The 18,981-nt window shown below is 61.8% G+C and carries 24 protein-coding genes and 1 tRNA gene; 10 read left to right on the forward strand and 15 right to left on the reverse strand.

Going from position 1 to position 18,981, the window contains the following annotated elements; translation table 11 throughout:
* Window positions 1-5: 5 nt before the first annotated feature.
* The 3 genes from accB to hisF form a co-directional block, all read right to left on the reverse strand.
* Complete coding sequence (gene accB / locus CUV01_RS15615) at window positions 6-518, reverse strand: acetyl-CoA carboxylase biotin carboxyl carrier protein (protein WP_101462156.1); 513 nt, start codon at window positions 516-518, stop codon at window positions 6-8.
* Between the two features lie 235 nt (window positions 519-753).
* Complete coding sequence (locus tag CUV01_RS15620) at window positions 754-1,074, reverse strand: phosphoribosyl-ATP diphosphatase (protein WP_101461283.1); 321 nt, start codon at window positions 1,072-1,074, stop codon at window positions 754-756.
* Window positions 1,071-1,832 carry an imidazole glycerol phosphate synthase subunit HisF gene (gene hisF / locus CUV01_RS15625; RefSeq protein WP_101461284.1) on the reverse strand — a complete coding sequence of 254 codons (762 nt, stop codon included), beginning with the start codon at window positions 1,830-1,832 and terminating at the stop codon, window positions 1,071-1,073. Before hisF ends, CUV01_RS15620 begins: the two co-directional genes overlap by 4 nt.
* An 84-nt stretch (window positions 1,833-1,916) precedes the next feature.
* Here hisF and CUV01_RS15630 point away from each other — a divergent pair, with 84 nt between their 5' ends.
* Complete coding sequence (locus tag CUV01_RS15630; RefSeq protein WP_101461285.1) at window positions 1,917-2,384, forward strand: DUF302 domain-containing protein; 468 nt, start codon at window positions 1,917-1,919, stop codon at window positions 2,382-2,384.
* Between the two features lie 3 nt (window positions 2,385-2,387).
* Here CUV01_RS15630 and CUV01_RS15635 read toward each other — a convergent pair whose 3' ends face one another.
* Both CUV01_RS15635 and hisA read right to left on the reverse strand, forming a co-directional pair.
* Window positions 2,388-2,846: a DUF2867 domain-containing protein gene (locus tag CUV01_RS15635; RefSeq protein ID WP_101461286.1), complete on the reverse strand. Its 459-nt coding sequence runs from the start codon at window positions 2,844-2,846 to the stop codon at window positions 2,388-2,390.
* Window positions 2,843-3,559, reverse strand: coding sequence for a 1-(5-phosphoribosyl)-5-[(5-phosphoribosylamino)methylideneamino]imidazole-4-carboxamide isomerase (gene hisA, locus CUV01_RS15640; protein ID WP_101461287.1), 717 nt, complete (start codon window positions 3,557-3,559; stop codon window positions 2,843-2,845). The genes CUV01_RS15635 and hisA overlap by 4 nt, the downstream gene beginning before the upstream one ends.
* 138 nt (window positions 3,560-3,697) lie before the next feature.
* Here hisA and CUV01_RS15645 point away from each other — a divergent pair, with 138 nt between their 5' ends.
* From CUV01_RS15645 to CUV01_RS15655, 3 genes are all read left to right on the forward strand, one after another.
* Window positions 3,698-4,081 carry a DUF2147 domain-containing protein gene (locus CUV01_RS15645; RefSeq protein WP_101461288.1) on the forward strand — a complete coding sequence of 128 codons (384 nt, stop codon included), beginning with the start codon at window positions 3,698-3,700 and terminating at the stop codon, window positions 4,079-4,081.
* A gap of 309 nt (window positions 4,082-4,390) precedes the next feature.
* The gene (locus tag CUV01_RS15650) at window positions 4,391-5,428 is read left to right on the forward strand and encodes a calcium-binding protein (protein ID WP_101461289.1); all 1,038 of its coding nucleotides are present in this window, start codon (window positions 4,391-4,393) and stop codon (window positions 5,426-5,428) included.
* A gap of 217 nt (window positions 5,429-5,645) precedes the next feature.
* The gene (locus tag CUV01_RS15655) at window positions 5,646-6,467 is read left to right on the forward strand and encodes an MBL fold metallo-hydrolase (RefSeq protein WP_232962296.1); all 822 of its coding nucleotides are present in this window, start codon (window positions 5,646-5,648) and stop codon (window positions 6,465-6,467) included.
* Window positions 6,468-6,494: 27 nt separating this feature from the next.
* On the opposite strand, the gene CUV01_RS15660 is transcribed toward CUV01_RS15655, so the two are convergent.
* From CUV01_RS15660 to choX, 4 genes are all read right to left on the reverse strand, one after another.
* Window positions 6,495-7,655, reverse strand: coding sequence for an NAD-dependent epimerase/dehydratase family protein (locus CUV01_RS15660; protein WP_101461290.1), 1,161 nt, complete (start codon window positions 7,653-7,655; stop codon window positions 6,495-6,497).
* Window positions 7,656-7,847: 192 nt separating this feature from the next.
* On the reverse strand, window positions 7,848-8,858 hold the full coding sequence (choV, locus tag CUV01_RS15665; RefSeq protein WP_101461291.1) for a choline ABC transporter ATP-binding protein: 1,011 nt from the start codon (window positions 8,856-8,858) through the stop codon (window positions 7,848-7,850).
* Window positions 8,855-9,703 (reverse strand): choline ABC transporter permease subunit, encoded by an 849-nt coding sequence (gene choW, locus CUV01_RS15670; protein ID WP_101461292.1) that lies wholly within the window; start codon window positions 9,701-9,703, stop codon window positions 8,855-8,857. The genes choV and choW overlap by 4 nt, the downstream gene beginning before the upstream one ends.
* Before the next feature lie 88 nt (window positions 9,704-9,791).
* Window positions 9,792-10,733 carry a choline ABC transporter substrate-binding protein gene (gene choX, locus CUV01_RS15675; RefSeq protein ID WP_101461293.1) on the reverse strand — a complete coding sequence of 314 codons (942 nt, stop codon included), beginning with the start codon at window positions 10,731-10,733 and terminating at the stop codon, window positions 9,792-9,794.
* Window positions 10,734-10,827: 94 nt separating this feature from the next.
* On the opposite strand from choX, the gene betI reads away from it, so the two are divergent.
* The 5 genes from betI (at window position 10,828) to CUV01_RS15700 (ending at window position 15,401) form a co-directional block, all read left to right on the forward strand.
* Window positions 10,828-11,397 (forward strand): choline-binding transcriptional repressor BetI, encoded by a 570-nt coding sequence (gene betI / locus CUV01_RS15680; RefSeq protein WP_101461294.1) that lies wholly within the window; start codon window positions 10,828-10,830, stop codon window positions 11,395-11,397.
* Entirely contained in the window at window positions 11,394-12,842 is a 1,449-nt protein-coding gene (betB, locus tag CUV01_RS15685) for a betaine-aldehyde dehydrogenase (protein WP_101461295.1), read from the forward strand. Before betI ends, betB begins: the two co-directional genes overlap by 4 nt.
* Window positions 12,829-13,482 carry a glutathione S-transferase family protein gene (locus CUV01_RS15690; protein WP_101462158.1) on the forward strand — a complete coding sequence of 218 codons (654 nt, stop codon included), beginning with the start codon at window positions 12,829-12,831 and terminating at the stop codon, window positions 13,480-13,482. Before betB ends, CUV01_RS15690 begins: the two co-directional genes overlap by 14 nt.
* A complete protein-coding gene (betA, locus tag CUV01_RS15695) occupies window positions 13,482-15,095 on the forward strand; it encodes a choline dehydrogenase (RefSeq protein WP_101462159.1) in 1,614 nt (537 codons plus the stop codon). The genes CUV01_RS15690 and betA overlap by 1 nt, the downstream gene beginning before the upstream one ends.
* Window positions 15,096-15,326: 231 nt before the next feature.
* Window positions 15,327-15,401 (forward strand) — tRNA-Glu (locus CUV01_RS15700).
* Between the two features lie 2 nt (window positions 15,402-15,403).
* Here the strand turns inward: CUV01_RS15700 and CUV01_RS15705 are convergent.
* The 6 genes from CUV01_RS15705 to CUV01_RS15730 form a co-directional block, all read right to left on the reverse strand.
* Window positions 15,404-16,516: a tyrosine-type recombinase/integrase gene (locus tag CUV01_RS15705; protein ID WP_101461296.1), complete on the reverse strand. Its 1,113-nt coding sequence runs from the start codon at window positions 16,514-16,516 to the stop codon at window positions 15,404-15,406.
* Window positions 16,513-16,692 (reverse strand): hypothetical protein, encoded by a 180-nt coding sequence (locus tag CUV01_RS15710; RefSeq protein WP_101461297.1) that lies wholly within the window; start codon window positions 16,690-16,692, stop codon window positions 16,513-16,515. Before CUV01_RS15710 ends, CUV01_RS15705 begins: the two co-directional genes overlap by 4 nt.
* Before the next feature lie 3 nt (window positions 16,693-16,695).
* On the reverse strand, window positions 16,696-17,292 hold the full coding sequence (locus CUV01_RS15715) for a MerR family transcriptional regulator (RefSeq protein ID WP_101461298.1): 597 nt from the start codon (window positions 17,290-17,292) through the stop codon (window positions 16,696-16,698).
* A 118-nt stretch (window positions 17,293-17,410) separates the two neighbouring features.
* Complete coding sequence (locus CUV01_RS15720; protein WP_157994882.1) at window positions 17,411-17,599, reverse strand: hypothetical protein; 189 nt, start codon at window positions 17,597-17,599, stop codon at window positions 17,411-17,413.
* Window positions 17,600-17,702: 103 nt separating this feature from the next.
* Window positions 17,703-17,903, reverse strand: coding sequence for a hypothetical protein (locus tag CUV01_RS15725; RefSeq protein WP_101461300.1), 201 nt, complete (start codon window positions 17,901-17,903; stop codon window positions 17,703-17,705).
* On the reverse strand, window positions 17,900-18,088 hold the full coding sequence (locus CUV01_RS15730) for a hypothetical protein (RefSeq protein WP_101462160.1): 189 nt from the start codon (window positions 18,086-18,088) through the stop codon (window positions 17,900-17,902). Before CUV01_RS15730 ends, CUV01_RS15725 begins: the two co-directional genes overlap by 4 nt.
* A gap of 324 nt (window positions 18,089-18,412) precedes the next feature.
* Between CUV01_RS15730 and CUV01_RS15740 the strand changes: the two genes are divergently transcribed.
* Window positions 18,413-18,934, forward strand: coding sequence for a YfbU family protein (locus tag CUV01_RS15740; protein WP_101461302.1), 522 nt, complete (start codon window positions 18,413-18,415; stop codon window positions 18,932-18,934).
* Window positions 18,935-18,981 lie beyond the last annotated feature (47 nt).

Here is an 18,981-nt window from a genome sequence, read left to right on the forward strand (position 1 = left end):
TGGCCTCACTCGACAACCATCAGGGGCGCGCCGAATTCAACGGGTGCGCCATCATCCACCAGGATGCGCTTGACGGTGCCAGCGCGGGGGGAGGGGATGTGGTTCATCGTTTTCATTGCCTCGACGATCATCAGCGTCTCGCCCTCGGCAACCTGCTGGCCGATCTGGACAAAGGGCGGGGTGCCGGGTTCTGCCGCCAGATAGGCGGTGCCGACCATCGGCGAGGTGACAGCGCCGGGCAGGCTGGCAGGATCATCATTGCCGGCTGCAGGTGCTGCGGCGGAGGCCATGGCCGGTGTCGGGGCAGCAGGTGTCGCAGGTGCCGCAGGTGCGGGTGCAGCCTGCATGGTGACAGTCTTGCCATGTTTCGACAGGCTGACGGTCAGTCGGTCATGTTCGCCATATTCCCGCTTTACCGAAATTTCGCTGAGATTGCTGGCGTTCAGCAAGTCGGCGAGGGATTCGATAAATGCCACGTCGCCATCGTGCTGCTTGCCCTGCTTGGAATCGTTGCTCATGCGGTCCTCTGCCATCTTTTCACGCCGCCATGTTCTGTTCGCGGCGGTTCAGCCGCTTATAGCCGCTTACCTGACCCAAGGGGAAGGGATAACACCCGCATTCTGTTGACGCTTTCGAGTCGCTTGGTCCTTCAAGCGATCTGTGGGGGCCAAAATATCGCCCTGTCACGCCCGTTGCGCGCCTCGACATGGCAGGCACGGACGCCGGTGCTATCTTGACATCGCCGTCAAGCCGTCACGCCCCATCGCCGCGGCTGGCCTTTTCGGCCAGACCCGAGACGCCAGCGCGGCGGGCAAGTTCGGCCTCCAGATCGGCCAGCGTCAGATCACGCGATGCCAGCATGACCAGCAGGTGAAACATCACATCGGCGGCCTCGGAGGTCAGCCGTTCGCGGTCGCCGCGGACCGCCTCGATGATCGCCTCTATCGCCTCTTCGCCGAATTTCTCGGCGCATTTTTCGGGGCCTTTGACCAGCAATTTGGCGGTCCAGCTGCTTTCAGGGTCCGCACCCTTGCGTGCGGCGATGGTCGCCGCCAATTCGTAAAGCGCGCTCATGTCTGCCTCATGGGGATGCCCGCCGCGGCCATATGCGCCTTGGCCTCGGCGATGGAATAGGTGCCGAAATGGAAGATGCTGGCGGCCAGCACGGCGCTGGCATGGCCCTCGGTCACGCCCTCGACCAGATGATCCAGCGTGCCGACACCGCCCGAGGCGATGACAGGGATGCCGACGGCATCTGCAATCGCGCGTGTCAGCGGCAGGTTATAGCCCGATTTGGTGCCGTCGCGATCCATGCTGGTCAGCAGGATCTCGCCTGCGCCCTTGGTCTCGACCATGCGCGCGAATTCCACGGCGTCGATGCCGGTGGGTTTGCGACCGCCATGGGTAAAGATTTCCCATTTGCCGGGCGCCACGGTCTTGGCATCAATGGCCACGACGATGCATTGGCTGCCAAAGTGATCGGCGGCGGCGGCCACGACATCGGGATCGGCCACCGCGGCCGAATTGAACGACACCTTGTCTGCCCCGGCCAGCAACAGCGCGCGGACATCGGCGGGCGTGCGCACCCCGCCGCCCACGGTCAGGGGCACAAAGCACTGCTCTGCCGTTCGGGTCACCAGATCGAACATGGTGCCCCGGTTTTCATGGGTGGCGTGAATATCCAGAAAGCAGATCTCATCGGCGCCGGCCTGATCATAGGCCTTTGCGGCGGCGACCGGATCGCCGGCATCGACGAGATCGACGAAATTCACGCCCTTGACCACGCGGCCATCGGCCACGTCGAGGCAGGGGATGATGCGGGTCTTGAGCATTCTGACCTTCCTGTGAGTTACCGGAACTTCTAGCGGCTTGGCCCGTTGGCGACCAGAGGATCAAACCGCAAACGGAGACCTGTCATGAAACGCATCGCCCTGCCTGCCGCCCTTGCCGCATTCGCCGCGCTGACCCCGGCCCATGCCGCCGAGGATGACATCATGATGCGCGAATCGGATGCCGATGTGCCGGCGACGGTCGAACGTCTGGTGACGGCCATCGAAGGCGCGGGTGCGACTGTCTTCGCGACTGTCGATCACGGCGCCGGCGCGCAATCGGTTGGAACCGATATCGGTGCCTCGCAACTGGTCATCTTTGGCAATCCCGAGGCCGGCACCCCGGTGATGGAGCTGAACCGGCTGGCCGGTCTGATGCTGCCGTTGAAGATGCTGGTCTATGAGGATGCCGAGGGCAAGGTCTGGGTCGCGCATGAAGATATCGGTGATGTGCTGGACGAACTGGATGGCATCGACGACGATGCCGAGGCGCTGGCGCCCCTGAATGGCGCGCTGGAAAAGCTGAGTGCGGCTGCCGCAGGGTCGCCGGGCTGATCGTCAGGAACTGACCGCCGCCAATCGCCGCGTCGCATTGCGCAGGATCAGCCGGTGAAACGGCATGACCAGGCGCAGATAGGTGCGCCCCAGCCAGTTGTTGCGGTGCACCCAGGTTCCAACGAGGACCTGACCGGGCCTGCTCTGGACGAACAGGCGGAAATTCAGGTGGCGGTCGTCAAAGCCCAGCAGGATTTCGTCGTCGTTTTCCTCGGCGACGGGAAAGAACCCGATGCTGTCGCGGCTTTCTTGGCTGGTCCGCAGCCCGAGCGGCCGGACCAGCAGGTTGCGCAAGGACATGAGGCTGCTGACCCACCAGGGAAACCGCGTCAGGATTTCGGCGGCTTCGCGGGGTGAGCAATCGGCCTTGGTCACATAGCAATCGACGAAATCACCCTCGCGGTAATGCGACCAGATCGCCGAATTCTCAGGCGGTGTCGTGGTCGTGGCGTGATCTGTCATGCCAGTGCCTTGAGCGCCGCGGCAAGGTCGATGGCGCCGTCATAAAGCGCGCGTCCCGAGATCGCACCGGCAATGACGCGGCTGTCGCGCAGGGCTGTCAGGTCGGCCATCGACGAGACCCCGCCCGATGCAATGACCGGGATCGCGACCGCTTGGGCCAATGCCGTGGTGGCCGCGATGTTCGGGCCCTGCATGGCGCCGTCGCGGTCGATATCGGTGTAGATGATGGCGGCAACGCCCGCGTCCTGGAACTCGCGCGCGAGGTCGGTGGCCATGATGTTGGTTTCAGTGGCCCAGCCTCGGGTTGCGACACGGCCTTTGCGGGCGTCGATGCCAACGGCGATCTTGCCCGGAAAGGCCATCGCGGCTTCGCGGACCAGATCGGGGTTCTCGACCGCGACCGTGCCCAGGATCACGCGGGCCAGCCCCTTGTCCAGCCAGCCCTCGATCGTGGCCATATCGCGAATGCCGCCGCCCAACTGGGCTGGGATATCGGTGGCTTTGAGGATCGCCTCTACCGCTGCGCCGTTGACGGGGGCGCCTGCGAAGGCGCCGTTCAGGTCGACAAGATGCAGCCATTTCGCGCCGGCATCCTGAAAGGCACGGGCCTGAGCGGCGGGGTCGGTGCCAAAAACCGTCGCCGCCTCCATCTCGCCGCGCAGCAGGCGCACGCAGTTGCCGTCTTTGAGGTCGATGGCGGGATAAAGGATCATCGGGTGCTCCGGGCGTTGTTCGGGCGGGGTGTGGCACAGCCAGCCGGAACTGTGAAGGGTGCGACCCCACGTCAGCCTTGCCTGACAGCAGGACGCCGCGCATCATCACGAGCAGAGGATTTCCTGAGGAGGAGACAGATGAAGAAATTTGCCTTGGCCGCCGCATTTCTGCTGGGCGCGGCCGCAGCCCATGCCGACCCGATCGAAGGTGTCTGGCAGACACAGCCCGACGAGGGTTCCTTTGCCTATGTGACCATTGCGCCCTGCGGCAATGCGTTCTGTGGCACAATCAGCCGGACCTTTCAGGACAAGGCAGAGTACCAGTCGCCCAATATTGGCAAGCAGATCGTTCGCAGCATGACGGCGAATGGCGACGGCACCTATGCCGGACAAGTCTGGCGCCCTGCCAATGACAAGGTTTACAACGGCAAGGCGTCGGTCAGCGGCAATCAGATGAGCCTCTCTGGCTGCGTCGCCGGTGGCCTGCTGTGCAAGAGCCAGACCTGGGTCAAGCTGCAGTAAGCACCGCGTTCCAAGATGATGACAGGGCGGGTCTTCCCGCCCTTTTTCATGCGCGTTTCTCTGCTGCCGACTTTTGCGGAAAGCTGCCAGTGCAACCTTGCGATGATTCTCAAGCAGGCAGTTTTGTCGCCGATTTTGAACTAATCGGCATAGTTTAAATTTAACCAAACTGTTAATTAAAATAAATAAAAACAGCATTTTAAATAAAGTTAATTATTAATTTTCAGGCAAAAATTCGCGTGCTACTAGTTGTATAGGGTGAGCGCCGTTTCGCCCATAGGTAGTAGTTTTTAAAGGCGGAGATTTGCCATGACATTTCGCTATCATCATTCATCGAAATACAGTGATTACTCTTGGTCCTACAAGGTCAGGCCCATCGACTATAGCTGCAACTATCGGTCGCAAGACAAGATGTGCGAGCCCGACTACTGCATCGACTACAGCGCCGGCACCGTTACCTTTGGCACGAACCAGGCGGATACGGTGCGGCTGACGAATGGCACGGATATCTATTTCGGGCTGGACGGTGACGACGTGATCAACGGTCTGGAAGGTCCGGACACGATCGACGGCGGCGCTGGAAATGACGAGATCACCGGCAGCGGTGGTGACGACCTGCTGATCGGCGGGCTCGGTAACGATACGATTTTCGGCAATACCGGCAATGACACCGTGGATGGCGGTGCAGGTGATGACATCATCTGGCTGGGCGTCGACGATGATGTCGCCTATGGCGGCGACGGCGATGATCGCTTTTACACCGGGCAGGGCGATGATCTGGTCTGCGGCGGCGACGGCAATGACTGGCTGGACGGTCAGGCCGGCGATGACACGCTGATCGGCGGCAAGGGCAAGGACGAGCTTTACTCCAACGAAGGCAATGACAAACTGTATGGCGGATCGGGCCAGGATACCCTGGTTGGCGGTCCGGGCCATGATCTGCTGGATGGCGGCTCGGGCGCTGACAGCATGAACGGCGGCTCTGGCAATGACTGGATGTTCGGTGGCCGTGGCGATGATCGGATGTTCGATGGCGAGGGCAACGACTATGTGTCCGGCGATTCGGGCAATGACACGATCATCGCAGGCTCTGGCAATGATACGCTGATCGGCGGCAGCGGCTGCGACGATTTCGTCTTTGAGGCCGGCACTGACTGGGACAAGGACGTGATCGCCGACTTCGACATCCGCCGGGATGAGATCAAGCTGGACGGCTATGACCGCGATGACGTCAGCTGCGTCATGACCAAATCGGGCGCGATGCTGGTCTTTGATGATGGCAATACCTTGCTGTTGAACGGAATCGACCGGCACGAGCTGCGCTATGTCGATCTGGATTTCGTCTGATTTATCCTTCGATTGACGCGATTTTCGACGGGGGCGGCGAGGTGCCGCCCCCTTTGCTTTGCGGTGATGGCTGGGGTGGCCGCGTCATATATGCGTCGATCCGATCTGCAGGCCCGAATGCGTGGCGTGCAGGGTGACCCTGTCACGCTGATGTGAGGACTTGGTTTTAGGGGCGCGCAGGGAATGCGGCTAAGCTTGTCCCAGCAGGAGAGATGCCTTGTCCCGGATCATAGCCCTGACCCTTGCCCTGTTGACCACGCTGCCCACGGTCGGGCAGGCGCAGGAACGTCGCTACAGCCATTGCATTGCGGTCGCGGATGCAACGCCAGGCGTGGAATATGTGCAACAGGCCGCCTGGCAGGATCCGGTGCCCGAACGTGGCGTCCGCATCAACTACATCGGTCATTCGATGTTCCTGATCCAAAGCGAGGGCGGCGTCAGCATTGTGACTGACTATAATGGCTATCTGGGGCCGACCGAGTTTACCCCTGATGCGGTGACAATGAATCGCGCACATTCAAGTCACTGGACAGAAAATCTCGAAGGCGTCGAACATGTGTTCCGTGGCTGGTCCGACCAGTTTGGCATAGGTGCCGACCATCACACCGAATTGGGCGACGTGCTGATCCGCAATGTGACCAGCGATATCCGCAGCTATGGTTCCATAGAGGAAGATGGCAATTCGATCTTTGTCTTTGAGATGGCCAATCTGTGCATCGGCCATCTGGGCCATCTGCATCAGGAATTGAGCGATGCGCAATATGCGGCGCTTGGGCGGCTTGATGTGTTGATGGTGCCGGTTGATGGCAGCATGACTATGGCGCAAGACGCGATGATGCGGGTGGTCGCGCGGCTGCACAGCAGCGTCGTCATCCCGATGCACTGGTTCGATGCTTCGCGGCTGGATGCCTTTCTGGCCGGGATGTCGCAGGAATTCGCTGTGCAATATGCAGGCGGGAGCGAGATCGTGCTGTCGCTGGACAGTCTGCCACGACAGCCGACAATCATGGTGATGCAGCCTGAGATGCTGTCGGATTAGGACCGCAGATGTCGGCAGCGGGCGTGCTCAGGCGCGCCAACGCGACAGGCAGGGGATCTTGTCGCGGTTACAGCGGTCGGCATAGCGACGGGCGATCTCTTGCACTTCCGTGAGCAGGCCATCCTCCAGCTTGATGGGGTCCAGACCCAGACCGAGAAAGCGATCATTGGCGACGTGCAGATCGTTCTCATCGGCCTCGTTGCGGGGGTTTTGCACATAGGCGATCTCGGCGCCCGTCTGGGTCGCGATCATCTGCGCCAGATCACGGACGCGGTGCGTCTCGGTCATCTGGTTCAGAATATTGACCCGATCGCCGCGCTGCGGCGGGTTCTGCAATGCCAGCTCGATGCAGCGGCAGGTGTCCTGAATGTGGATGAAAGCACGGGTCTGACCGCCGGTGCCATGCACGCTGAGCGGATATCCAATGGCCGCCTGCATCAAAAAGCGGTTCAGGACGGTGCCGTAATCGCCGTCATAGTCGAAACGGTTGATCAGCCGCTCGTCCATCCGCGTTTCCTGGGTCTGCGTGCCCCAGACAATGCCCTGATGCAGGTCGGTGATCCGTACGCCGTCATTCTTGTTGTAGTAAAAGAAGAACAACTGATCCTGCGTCTTGGTCATGTGGTAGATGCTGCCCGGATTTGCCGGATACAGGATTTCCTGTGTATGGGGGCCGTTTTCGGTCTGGACCGTGACCGGCAGATAGCCCTCGGGGATCTTCATTCCGGCAGTGCCGTAGCCATAGACGCCCATTGTGCCCAGATGCACCAGATGAATGTCCTGCCCGCTTTCGACAATGGCGGCCAGCACGTCATTGGTAGCGTTCAGATTATTGCTGACCGTGTACCTCTTGTGCCGGCTGGATTTCATCGAATAGGGGGCTGCACGCTGTTCGGCGAAATGAATGACCGCATCGGGTCGTTCCTGTTGCAGCAACGCCAGCAGGCGGTCGTAATCCTCGCCCACGGTGAAGTCATGGAACGCGATCTCGCGGCCGGTCAGATCCTGCCAGACGCGCAGCCTTTCGCCCAATGGACGGATCGGGGTCAGCGAGGTGACCTCCAGTTCGACGTCGATCTTGCGCCGCGACATATTGTCGACAATTGTTACATCATGACCGCGTGCCGAGAGGTGCAGCGCAGTGGGCCATCCGCAGAAGCCATCACCACCAAGAATCACTATTTTCATAAGCTATTCCTTTGCCCCGCCGGATTGGTGCAAAGCCATCGCAAGAATGTGCGCAGGCCAAATTGATACACCCCGGCATTGTTTCAAGAGGATGCTTAGCGCCGCGCTGCAGGCTCGGCAACTGCATGTCGGCGGGTCTTTGCCTGACTGTGTCCGTGTCTTGGAAATGTCGTATTGCGCTGCGGCCTTGGATCAACTGCGAGGGGCGATCAGCCTTGCCATGACGCCGTCGCGGGTGACGCGACCGCCGCCCTCGACCGGCAGGGCGTCCAGCCCTGCCAACTGTGCCATCACCTCGCGTACGGGCAGATTGCGGGGCATCGGGTTCCCCTGGGCCTCGCCCGGTTCCACGACATCCTCGGCGGTCAGCACGCCAAGCGGATTCATATGGGCGACGAAATCGGCGACATAGTCATTGACCGGATTGGCGATGATCTCGCGCGCGGTGCCGATCTGAACGATGCGCCCGCCTTCCATCAGCGCGATGCGATTGCCCAGCTTGAAGGCTTCGTCCAGATCGTGACTGACAAAGATGATGGTTCGCTGCGTCTTGGTCTGCAATTCAAGCAGTTCGTCCTGCAGGCGTGAGCGGATCAACGGGTCCAGCGCGCTGAAAGGTTCGTCCATCAACAGGATCGGCGCTTCGGTCGTAAAGGCACGCGCCAGACCCACGCGCTGCTGCATCCCGCCCGACAGGTCGCCCACCTTTCGGTCGGCCCATTCGCTGAGGCCCACGGTTTCCAACTGATGATCGACGCGCGCCGTGCGTTCGGCATCGGGCAGTCCGGCCAGTTCCAGCCCCAGTCCGACATTCTCGCGCACCGTGCGCCAAGGCAGCAGGCCGAACTGCTGAAACACCATGGCCACGTCGCGCAAACGGATGTTGCGCAGCGCCCGTTTGCCCGCGCGTGTGACCGAGGTCATCCCTCCGCCGGTGTTCACCCGCACCTCGCCCCGGCAGACATGGTTGAGTGCATTGACCGCACGCAGCAACGTGGATTTGCCGCTGCCCGACAGCCCCATCAGTACCAGAATTTCGCCCTCGGCGACGCTGAGGCTGCAATCATGCACGCCCAGAACCTGACCGGTTTCGGATTTGATCGGCCCGCGTTCCAGCCCTTGATCCATCAACGGCAGGGCGGCACCCGGATCGTCGCCAAAGACGATCGAAACATTGTCGAACTCGACGGCGTTCTCGGTCATTTCCGGCCCTCCATTCGCAGCATCCGGTCCAGCATGATTGCAACGACCACGATGATAAAGCCCGACTCAAAGCCTAGCGCGGTGTTTACGCTGTTCAGCGCGCGCACGACCGGCACCCCAAGACCCGATGCGCCGACCAGCGCGGCGATCACGACCATCGACAGCGACAGCATGATGGTCTGGTTCAGCCCCGCCATGATCTGCGGCAACGCGCTTGGCAGTTCGACCTTCCAAAGCAATTGCCGCTTGGTCGCGCCGAAGGCGGTCGCGGCCTCGATCAGCGAGTTGGGGGTGGAACTGATGCCAAGCTGCGTCAGACGGATCGGTGCGGGCAGCACGAAGATCACGGTGGCGATCAGGCCCGGCACCATGCCGATGCCGAAAAAGACGATCGCGGGGATGAGATAAACAAAGGTGGGCAGCGTCTGCATCAGGTCCAGCAGCGGGCGCACCCATGCGTATAGCTTTGGCCGGTGCGCCACCGCGATGCCGATGGGAACGCCGGCCGCCATGCAGACGACGCAGGCGGACAGGACCAGCGTCAGCGACTGCATCGTTTCTTCCCAGTAGTCCTGGTTGAGGACGAACAGCAGCCCCAACCCGGTCAACAGGCAGGTCTTCCAGTTGCGTTGCAGGGCCCAGGTGATCGCCACGAAGATCAGGATCAGCACAAAGGGATGCGGCGTCTCCAGCAGCCACAGGATGCCGTCGATCAGCGCCTCCATCGCGGTCGAGATGGCGTCAAACAGCCAGGCCGCGTGCAGGTTCAGCCAGTCAAAGATCGATTTCGCCCATTGGCCGATGGGTATCTTGTGATCCGTCACCAGGTTGGTCAGCTGTTCCATCGTCTCTCCTGCCGGGTGTTTTGCGGATCAAGGATGCGGCCCGTATCGTCTTGTCACGGGCCGCATGGTGTCAGTCGTAGGCCCAGGATCAGCCGGCCAGGGCATCGTCAAGTGCTGCGACGGCGTCATCGCCCTCGTATGTGGTCACGCCGTCCAGCCAGGGGCCGGCGGCATCCGTGTTGGCCTTGAGCCATTCGGTCGCGGCATCTGCCGGATCGGTGCCATCGTTCAGGATCGCGCCCATGATCTCGTTTTCCAGCGCCAGCGTGAATTCCAGATTTTGCAGGAACTTGCCGACATTGGGGCAATCGTCGACATAGCCAGAGCGGGTGTTGGTTGCCACCTCGGCGCCGCCCAGATTGGGGCCAAAGACCTCGTCGCCGCCCTCAAGGTAGGTCAGCTCATGGGCGGCGTTCATCGGGTGCGGTTCCCAGCCCAGAAACACAATGGGATCGCCGGCGCTGTCGGCGCGGGTCACTTGCGCAAGCATGCCCTGTTCGCTGGATTCGACGACCTCGAAGGTGCCAAGGCCGAACATGTCCTTTGCGATCATCTCCAGCAGCAGGCGATTGCCGTCATTGCCCGGCTCGATGCCGTAGATATTGCCCTCCAGCGCGTCCTTGTGCTCGGCGATCTTGGTGAAATCGTCGATGCCCAGATCTGCGCCGGCCTTGTTGGTGGCCAGCGTGTATTTCGCGCCGGTCAGATTGGTGCGCACCGTGTCGACCGTGCCTGCATCGCGGTAGGGGGCGATGTCAGCCTCCATCGTGGGCATCCAGTTGCCCAGAAACACGTCCACATCGTCGGTCGACAGCCCGGTATAGGTCACCGGCACCGACAGCAGCTTGATCTCGGTTTCATAGCCAAGCGCCTGCAAGACGGTGGTGGCCACAGCGGTTGTCGCGGTGATGTCGGTCCAGCCCACATCGGAGAAGATGACCGATTTGCAGTCTTCGCTTTCCTGCGACAGCGCGGGACCGGCGACGAGGGCTGCGGCCAGCGCAGCGGTGATCATGTGTTTATTGTTCATGGTTTCCTTCCTGTCGTTTGTTGATTGACCAGTCAATTAAAAAACTGGTAGGCGCGGATCGAAACAAAGCTTTATCAAACCCCGAGTGCAACCCATGCCCAAGATTGGCGCCGAGCCTATCCGAAAAGCCGCACTTATCAACGCGGCAATTGCGGCAGTGGGCCGCGCGGGCTCGCTGGATGTGACGGTGGCCCAGATCGCACGCGAGGCCGGTATGTCCTCGGCCTTGGCGCATCATTATTTCGGGTCGAAGGACCAGATGTTTCTGGCGGCGATGCGGCATGTGCTGAACGGCTACCACGATGCGGTGACGGCCCGGCTGCCCTTGGCCGAGACCCCGCGCGCACGTCTGCAAGCGATTATCGATGCCAGCTTTGACCCGCAGAACTTTCAGCAAGAGGTCATCAGCGCCTGGCTGAATTTCTATGCGCTGTCGCGCGTCAACGATCAGGCGGCGCGGCTGCTGCGCGTCTATCACGGGCGCTTGCGGTCCAATCTGATGGTGGCGCTGCGGCCGCTGTGCCGTCACCCCGAGCGCGTGACCGATACGCTGGCCGCGTTGATTGATGGCGTCTATCTGCGCGCGGCACTGGGGCGGGGGCCTGCCGATGGCGCCAGTGCCATTAAAATGATCACCGATTATCTGGACGAGGTCCTGACATGAGCCAACCCGTGACCCAACCTCAGGCCAGCCTGTATATCGGCGGTCGCTTTGTCGAAGGGCAGGGCGACGTGCTGCCGGTGATGTTTGCCTTTGACGGCAGCACCATCGCCACGCTGCACGAGGCCAGCGCCGATCAGGTCGGCCAGGCCACCGAAACGGCACAGGCTGCCCAGCCTGCTTGGGCCGCGCTGCCGCCGGTCGAGCGCGGTCGTGTGTTGCAGCGCGCCGCCGCCATCATCCGCGAGCGCAATGACGAACTGTCGATGCTGGAGACGCTGGATACCGGCAAGCCCATTCAGGAAACACTGGTTGCTGACTGGGAATCGGGCGCCGCGGCGCTGGAATACTTCGGCGGTCTGGCGGCCACATTGACCGGGCAGACCATCCCGCTTGGCCGCGATTGGGCCTATACGATCCGAGAACCGCTTGGCGTCTGCGCGGGCATCGGCGCCTGGAATTACCCCAGCCAGATCGCCTGCTGGAAGGCGGCGCCCGCGTTGATCATGGGAAATTCGATGGTTTTCAAACCGTCCGAGGAAACACCCTTGGGCGCGCTGAAGCTGGCGGAAATCCTGACCGAGGCCGGACTGCCCGATGGGGTCTTCAACGTCGTGCAAGGACGCGGCGCTGTAGGTGCTGCATTGGTGAATGACACGCGCGTGGCCAAGGTCTCGCTGACCGGATCGGTGCCGACGGGGCAAAAGGTTTACGCGGCTGCCGCCGAAGGGATGCGCCATGTGACGATGGAACTGGGCGGAAAATCCCCGCTGATCGTCTTTGACGACGCCAATATCGAAGATGCCGCAGGTGCTGCGATCTTGGCCAATTTCTATTCTTCGGGCCAGATCTGTTCCAACGGCACGCGGGTGTTTTTGCAAGAGGGCATCGCCCAGGCATTCCTCGACCGCCTTTGCGAGCGTATTCGCAACATCCGCATCGGTGATCCGCGCGACCCTGATACACAATTCGGCCCCATTATCAGCGACGCTCAGGCCGCGAAAATCCGCACCGCCATAGCAGCAGGCCAGTCAGACGGCGCGCGGATGGTTGCAGGCGGACCGGGCGAGGGGGCTTTTGTGCCACCCACGGTTTTTGCCGATGCCACCGACGACATGCAGATCGCGCGCGAGGAAATCTTTGGCCCGGTGTTGACCGCGCTGACCTTCCGCGACGAGGCAGAGGTGATCGCGCGCGCCAACGCCTCGCCCTACGGTCTGGCCGCCGGCGTCTTTACCCGTGACCTTGCGCGCGGCCATCGTGTCGCCGCGCGGCTGGAGGCAGGCACCTGCTGGATCAACGCCTATAATCTGACGCCGGTGGAAATGCCCTTTGGCGGGGTCAAGCTGTCGGGGGTGGGCCGCGAGAACTCGGCCGCTGCGATCGAACATTATTCGCAGATCAAGACTGTCTATGTCGGGATGGGGGATGTCGATGCGCCCTACTGAGCCGATCACCATCTGGGGCAGGGCCGACAGTTCCAACGTGCAGGCTGTCATGTGGGGCGCGGCAGAGCTGGGCGTCCCGGTCACGCGCATCGATGCGGGCCATCGCTTTGGCGGTCTGGACAGCGCAGATTATCGCGCGCGAAACCCGCATGGCCGCGTGCCGACCATGCGCGACGGCGATCTGGTGATGTGGGAAAGCTGCGCGATCCTGCGCTATCTGGCCAGCCGCTACGGTGACGGCGGGGCGTTCTGGCCTGCTGACCCGGTGGCACGCGCGCAGGTGGACATGTGGGCCGAATGGGCCAAGCATGAGGGCGCGAACCATTTCACCTATCCGGTCTTCTGGAATCGGATCCGCATTCCCAACGGCGAACGAGACGAGGCACTGCTGGCCCGCAATATCGCCCGGTGGGAGGAATCTCTGGACCGGATCGAGGCGCAGGTGTCCCAGCATGGCTGGCTGGCCGGCCCTGACTTTACCCTCGCCGATATCATCGCGGGCCATTACCTGTTTCGCTGGTTCACGATGGACATCCCGCGCCGTCCGCGCCCGGTGATCGAAGGCTGGTATCAGGTCCTGCAGGACCGCCCGGCCTACCGCCAGCATGTCATGGTCTCTTATGACGCGCTGAGGGCATGATGGCGCTGGCGGATTATGTCATCGTCGGCGCAGGCTCGGCGGGATGCGCATTGGCCTATCGGCTGGTCGAGGCTGGATGCAGCGTCGCGCTGATCGAATTCGGCGGCACCGATTATGGCCCCTATATCCAGATGCCCGGTGCGCTGTCCTATCCCATGAACATGTCGCGCTATGACTGGGGATTTGCCTCGCAACCCGAGCCCGGTCTGGATCACCGCCGTCTCGCCACGCCGCGTGGCAAGGTGCTGGGCGGTTCGTCCAGCATCAACGGCATGGTCTTTGTGCGCGGCAATCGCAAGGATTTCGATCATTGGTCCGAAAGCGGAGCCGAAGGCTGGGACTATGCCCATGTCCTGCCCTACTTCAAACGGATGGAGACCTGGCACGGCGGCGCGCCATCAGAGTATCGCGGCACCGATGGGCCGCTGCATGTCACGCGCGGTCCGCGCAGCAATCCCTTGTTTGACGCCTTTATCACAGCCGGCCAGCAGGCAGGGTATCCGCTGACGCCGGACTATAACGGCGCCCAGCAAGAGGGGTTCGGCCCGATGGAGGCGACCATCTGGAAAGGTCGGCGCTGGTCGGCTGCCAACGCCTATCTGCGCCCGGCGATGCGCTCGGGTCGGTTGCAGCTGATCGCCGGCATGGCGCGGCGCGTCCTGTTCGAAGGTAACCGCGCGGTGGGGGTCGAAGTGACCCGAAGACGCGGAACCCAGCAGATCCGTGCGCGCCGCGAGGTGATCCTCTCGGCCAGTTCGATCAACACGCCCAAGCTTTTGATGCTGTCGGGGATCGGTCCGGCGGACCACCTCAAGGATCATGGGATTGATCTGCGCGCCGACCGGCCCGGCGTGGGCGCGAATCTGCAAGACCATCTCGAAGTCTATATGCAGTATCACGCGACCAAACCGGTGACGCTGTTTTCCTATTACAACCTCTTTGGCAAGGGCCGGGTCGGGTTGGAATGGCTGCTGAGGCACAAGGGGTTGGGCGCGTCGAACCAGTTCGAAAGCTGCGGCTTTATCCGGTCCTCGGAGGTAGTGGATTACCCCGATATCCAATATCACTTCCTGCCGCTGGCGGTACGCTATGACGGCAAGGCTGCGGCGCAGGGGCATGGTTTTCAGGCCCATGTCGGCCCGATGCGGTCCAAGTCCCGCGGGACGGTGCGACTGGCCAGCGTAGACCCCGCAGAGGCACCCGAGATCCGCTTTAACTACATGTCACATCCTGATGACTGGGCCGAATTCCGCGCCTGTGTTCGCCTGACCCGCAAGATCTTTGGCCAGTCGGCTTTCGACGACTATCGCGGTGAGGAAATCCAGCCCGGCGCCTCGATTGAAACCGACGCACAAATCGATGCCTTCATTCGCGAACACGCCGAGTCAGCCTATCATCCTTGCGGAACGGCCAGGGTCGGTGCGGCTGATGATCCCGACGCGGTGGTCGACCCAGAACTTCGGGTGATTGGCGTTCAGGGGTTGCGCGTGGCCGACAGCTCGATCTTTCCGCGCATCACCAATGGCAACCTGAACGCGCCCTCGATCATGACCGGCGAAAAGGCCGCGGATCACATTCTGGGGCAGGGGATGCTGGCGCCGTCCAATTTGTGAGCGTCGGGCAGGTATAATAGCCTGTAATTACTGGTAACCAGCGTCGGCCTGGGGCGTGAGAAGCCTGCCCGATTACGCCACCCGATCTATAGTCCTGTTGCCAGATCAGACCGGCCACTCACCGTCACGGAAGTTTTTCGACAAAGCCGCCGATTTCCCCCTTGCGCCCCTTGGCACCTATCTCTAAACACCGCTCCACGCCACCGGGCAGGTCCCGGCAGCGGCAGCGCTGGCCCGTTCGTCTATCGGTTAGGACGCTAGGTTTTCAACCTAGAAAGAGGGGTTCGATTCCCCTACGGGCTGCCACTTCATCCGATTTTCCCTTTCGTTACATTGGGTTGCAGGGCGACCTTGTCCAACCTGTTCGCAAGGTTGGACACATTCGTTCCGGTTTTCGCCTCGGTCAGCTTCGCCAGTCCGCTATCGGCCAGGCGGGCGCGATCGGCCTTGTTGGTGTAGGTCGCGCCCTCGGCGTTGGTCTTGTGGGCGAGGAAGGCGCGGATTTCGTCAGGGGTCGCCCCGGCGTTCGCCAGCCGGGTCGCGCCTGCCTTGCGGACGCTGTGGGACGAACAGTGGGCCAGCCCGGCCGCCCGCGTCTGGTCCTTGAACCAGTTGCCGAAGCTCTCCACGGTGTATGGCCTGCCGTTGCCGTGGGTCAGGAACAGCATCTGGTCGCGGGGCAGGTGAACCAGCTCCGTCGCCAGCTCGGGCAGGATCGGCAGATCGGCCCCGATCTTCGTCTTGCCGCGCCGGTAAGCGATCCGCCCGTCGCTGACATTCTGCCAGCCCAAGCGACACACGTCTTGCCGCGCTGCGCCGGTGTTCAGGATCAGCAACAGAGCCAACCGCGCTTTCGTCCCCTCGCCGTGGACGGCCAGATAGCGGTCGATCTCGGCGTCGGTCATCGTGTGATAGCCGTCCGGGTTTTCCTTCATCCGGTCGGCGTGGCGGGCGGGGTTGTGCTGCATCCCCTGAAAGCCGTTCTTGATCGCATAGTTGAACAGCAGGGACAGGTTCTTCTTGACGGTGTTGGCGGCGGTCGGACCCGCCTTGCGGCCCATCAGCGCCTCGACATGGGCCACCTCGAACCGGGCGAAGGGCAGGGGGCCAGCCTCGCGCCGCAGCCAGTCCAGTTCGCCCCGCAGGGACCGCTTGCGACTGTCCGACAGGTTCTTGAACCGGATGCTACCGAGATAGTGTTCCACCAGCCAGCCCAGAGTCCCGACCTTGGCACGGGGGGCCTCGATCCTCGCCCCCTCCAGCGCGGCCTCGTAAGCAGCGCGGAACTCGGCGCTGCCGTAGGGACCGGGCAGATAGCAGTCGATCGTCGTCCCCTTCACCACACGCCGCAGCCGCCAGCGGGCTTTCCCGTGGCGGTCAGGGGCGCGGGTGACGCCGGGGAAGGGGTTCTTGCGCTTCATCGCTTCAACAGCACGTCGCAGGGGTTGGCCCCGGCGATGCTGGAAGCACCGCGCGGGATGATGACGATCTTGCCCTCGCGGTCGATCTCGACCCGCTCGACCTCCAGCCCGGCCGCCACCACGCCCTTCGTGGCGCGCTTAACGTCATCTTGCTTGAAGGCGGCGGCGCGGCTCATGGATCAGTCCTCTTGCCCCGGATGCCGCCAATTCACAGCATCGTCGTGGCCTTGATAGGCGGCATCCAGCACCAGGCGGTAATCCTCGCCCAGCCGCCTGCACACCTCCTCGAAAATCTCGGACACGTTCAGCGCGACGTGTCCGCGCGCGCCTGCCAGCCGCTCTTTCAGCTTGAAGAAGCCGTCAGCGAACGGCTCCTTGTTCCAGATGCGGTGAAGCAGAACGTCTGACCGATCTCCTGCAACGTAGAACATCGTCACCCCGCGCATATGGTGGAACGGCAGGCCGGGGAGCCGGACGGCTCGGTCCGAGGCCGGCTCACCGATCCAGCCGCTTTGCCCCTTGCCGATGTGCGCGAAGTGCAGGGCAGCGGTCAGCGCCTCCTGCGGCGACGTGAAGCCCAAGTCCATGATCGCCGCGGCGCAAGCGGTCTGCATCAGGGTGAACCACGAATATTCGCGGGTCAGACCCCGGCCAACCGCGCCCTCGTTGGCGACCGGCACGAGGCCACGGTCGGCCCAGTTGGCCAGGTTCTTTACTGTGACGCCCGTCAGATCGGCTACATCGCTGGCGGTGTAGGTGCGGTTGAGAATGTCCATCACGGTCTCCTTCGCAATGAACTTAGCGCAGGTTCATCGAACGGGCAACAATAAACTTCCCTTGAGTTTTCCCGGCGGGGTGCCACAAATCCCGCCGGGGTTATCCGCACCATGCGGATCACTCTGTGACCAGCCTGCCGCCCGCCTTGGTCATGCGCTCAATGTATTCCTCGGGCGACCAGTCTGCGGTGACGCCCAGCGAGCGGATCATCACCATGTTGTCGCGCTGCCGCAGTTCGTCGCGCAGGCGGTCATTCTCGGCTTTCAGTTCGGCGATCTTGCGCGAAGGTCCCGTTCGGTCGGTCATCAGCATGGCCTCCCGTTATCGCGAGCCTTCTTGTGCGTCTGGCGCACGGCCCAATCTTCGGGCGCATCCGTCTTGATGATCCGTTCCAAGCTCCAGCGATAGGTCATGCCACACCCCCGTTCGATTTCTCAAGCACGGCCAGCGCGGCGGTCAGCCGATCCAGCGCCGCATGGCACGCCGCGCCAATGGCGCAGGCGGCGTTCTTGTCGGAATAGGTGTCCCCGCCGTGGGTGGTGATCTCGATCAACTGCACCAGCGATTGCGCGGCATGGATTTCGTCCATGGCGTCGGTGACTGTGCTCATGCCCGGCCCTCGATCAGCTTGGCCGTATGGCGCAGGGCGCTGCGGACATAGCCGCGCGCTTCGCGCTCGGACTGGCTGTAGCCATGCGGTCGCTCGGTGGCATCCAGTGCCAGGGTGAGCATGTCGTGGATTTCGTGAAGTCTGGCGACAGGCAATGTGCCTGTGTTATGGCAATGAATAGCCATTCGGTGATCCTCCATAGATCAGCGTTTCGGTTAGGCCGGGGGTGAAGGTGCAACTTCCCCTCGGTCGCTTACCGTGATATCCCAAGCCCTATGTCAGAGCAAGATAAAACTGTGATATCCCGAAAGGGGAAGCGCGGCCCTCTCCCCACAGGAAAGGGGGTGGGTGTTCTTGTCCGCTTGCAGCCCGACATGCTCGACTGGCTGGACTCCGAACGCGCCAAGCTGGACGATCAGCCAAGCCGCCCGGAAATGATCCGGCGCGTGCTGAGTGAACATAGAAACTTAACTACCCAATAGGCTTTTAAGGAAGCAAAGGAAAAAAAAATGCTAAGTTACGCAGAGAAAATAAACTTACTGCTTCTGTGTGATCTGCTCGACGGCCTTGAGATAGATAGTTCAGTAGATCGGGACGCGATCCGAAAAGCGATAAGTAGTGGGAACACTTGGAGCCTCACTTGGGATGTTCTTCCGGACTACCCAGAACCAATCAAAGATGTCGTTACAGAGACGGCCGATATTCTTTCGATGTGGCGTGTTTTGGAGCACGACTTCTCGCAACTTTCTGAGGCAGATAAAGAGCTAGTCAGCACTAACGCTGGCCCGGGCGCAGATATTGCGTTCGAAGGTTTCGACGGAAACAACGATCCCCACTATGGGGTGGCGTGTCACCTAATCCAAACAATGGGCCGGTTTGACGAGTTTTCAAAGCGTGGTCTTAATTCGCACTCTTCTGTCAGCTTGCAGCGGTATCGCCGTATCTTGAAACAATACAAGGCTGCATTGAAAGGCGTCGGCAAGGGGTTCAGTGCTCACGATCTGATCGAGATATTGAAGATCAAAACTTGACCGCAATGCGTTGGGCCGGAGCAACATCCCGCTGCCCCGGCCCCTTG

It is taken from the genome of Paracoccus tegillarcae, assembly GCF_002847305.1.
Lineage (GTDB): Bacteria > Pseudomonadota > Alphaproteobacteria > Rhodobacterales > Rhodobacteraceae > Paracoccus > Paracoccus tegillarcae.

Excerpts from the sequence above, each read along its gene's own strand:
- accB (WP_101462156.1), bottom strand. The coding sequence starts at position 518 with ATGAGCAACGATTCCAAGCAGGGCAAGCAGCACGATGGCGACGTGGCA.
- CUV01_RS15620 (WP_101461283.1), bottom strand. The coding sequence starts at position 1,074 with ATGAGCGCGCTTTACGAATTGGCGGCGACCATCGCCGCACGCAAGGGT.
- hisF (WP_101461284.1), bottom strand. The coding sequence starts at position 1,832 with ATGCTCAAGACCCGCATCATCCCCTGCCTCGACGTGGCCGATGGCCGC.
- CUV01_RS15630 (WP_101461285.1), top strand. The coding sequence starts at position 1,917 with ATGAAACGCATCGCCCTGCCTGCCGCCCTTGCCGCATTCGCCGCGCTG.
- CUV01_RS15635 (WP_101461286.1), bottom strand. The coding sequence starts at position 2,846 with ATGACAGATCACGCCACGACCACGACACCGCCTGAGAATTCGGCGATC.
- hisA (WP_101461287.1), bottom strand. The coding sequence starts at position 3,559 with ATGATCCTTTATCCCGCCATCGACCTCAAAGACGGCAACTGCGTGCGC.
- CUV01_RS15645 (WP_101461288.1), top strand. The coding sequence starts at position 3,698 with ATGAAGAAATTTGCCTTGGCCGCCGCATTTCTGCTGGGCGCGGCCGCA.
- CUV01_RS15650 (WP_101461289.1), top strand. The coding sequence starts at position 4,391 with ATGACATTTCGCTATCATCATTCATCGAAATACAGTGATTACTCTTGG.
- CUV01_RS15660 (WP_101461290.1), bottom strand. The coding sequence starts at position 7,655 with ATGAAAATAGTGATTCTTGGTGGTGATGGCTTCTGCGGATGGCCCACT.
- choV (WP_101461291.1), bottom strand. The coding sequence starts at position 8,858 with ATGACCGAGAACGCCGTCGAGTTCGACAATGTTTCGATCGTCTTTGGC.
- choW (WP_101461292.1), bottom strand. The coding sequence starts at position 9,703 with ATGGAACAGCTGACCAACCTGGTGACGGATCACAAGATACCCATCGGC.
- choX (WP_101461293.1), bottom strand. The coding sequence starts at position 10,733 with ATGAACAATAAACACATGATCACCGCTGCGCTGGCCGCAGCCCTCGTC.
- betI (WP_101461294.1), top strand. The coding sequence starts at position 10,828 with ATGCCCAAGATTGGCGCCGAGCCTATCCGAAAAGCCGCACTTATCAAC.
- betB (WP_101461295.1), top strand. The coding sequence starts at position 11,394 with ATGAGCCAACCCGTGACCCAACCTCAGGCCAGCCTGTATATCGGCGGT.
- CUV01_RS15690 (WP_101462158.1), top strand. The coding sequence starts at position 12,829 with ATGCGCCCTACTGAGCCGATCACCATCTGGGGCAGGGCCGACAGTTCC.
- betA (WP_101462159.1), top strand. The coding sequence starts at position 13,482 with ATGGCGCTGGCGGATTATGTCATCGTCGGCGCAGGCTCGGCGGGATGC.
- CUV01_RS15705 (WP_101461296.1), bottom strand. The coding sequence starts at position 16,516 with ATGAAGCGCAAGAACCCCTTCCCCGGCGTCACCCGCGCCCCTGACCGC.
- CUV01_RS15710 (WP_101461297.1), bottom strand. The coding sequence starts at position 16,692 with ATGAGCCGCGCCGCCGCCTTCAAGCAAGATGACGTTAAGCGCGCCACG.
- CUV01_RS15715 (WP_101461298.1), bottom strand. The coding sequence starts at position 17,292 with ATGGACATTCTCAACCGCACCTACACCGCCAGCGATGTAGCCGATCTG.
- CUV01_RS15720 (WP_157994882.1), bottom strand. The coding sequence starts at position 17,599 with ATGACCGACCGAACGGGACCTTCGCGCAAGATCGCCGAACTGAAAGCC.
- CUV01_RS15725 (WP_101461300.1), bottom strand. The coding sequence starts at position 17,903 with ATGAGCACAGTCACCGACGCCATGGACGAAATCCATGCCGCGCAATCG.
- CUV01_RS15730 (WP_101462160.1), bottom strand. The coding sequence starts at position 18,088 with ATGGCTATTCATTGCCATAACACAGGCACATTGCCTGTCGCCAGACTT.
- CUV01_RS15740 (WP_101461302.1), top strand. The coding sequence starts at position 18,413 with ATGCTAAGTTACGCAGAGAAAATAAACTTACTGCTTCTGTGTGATCTG.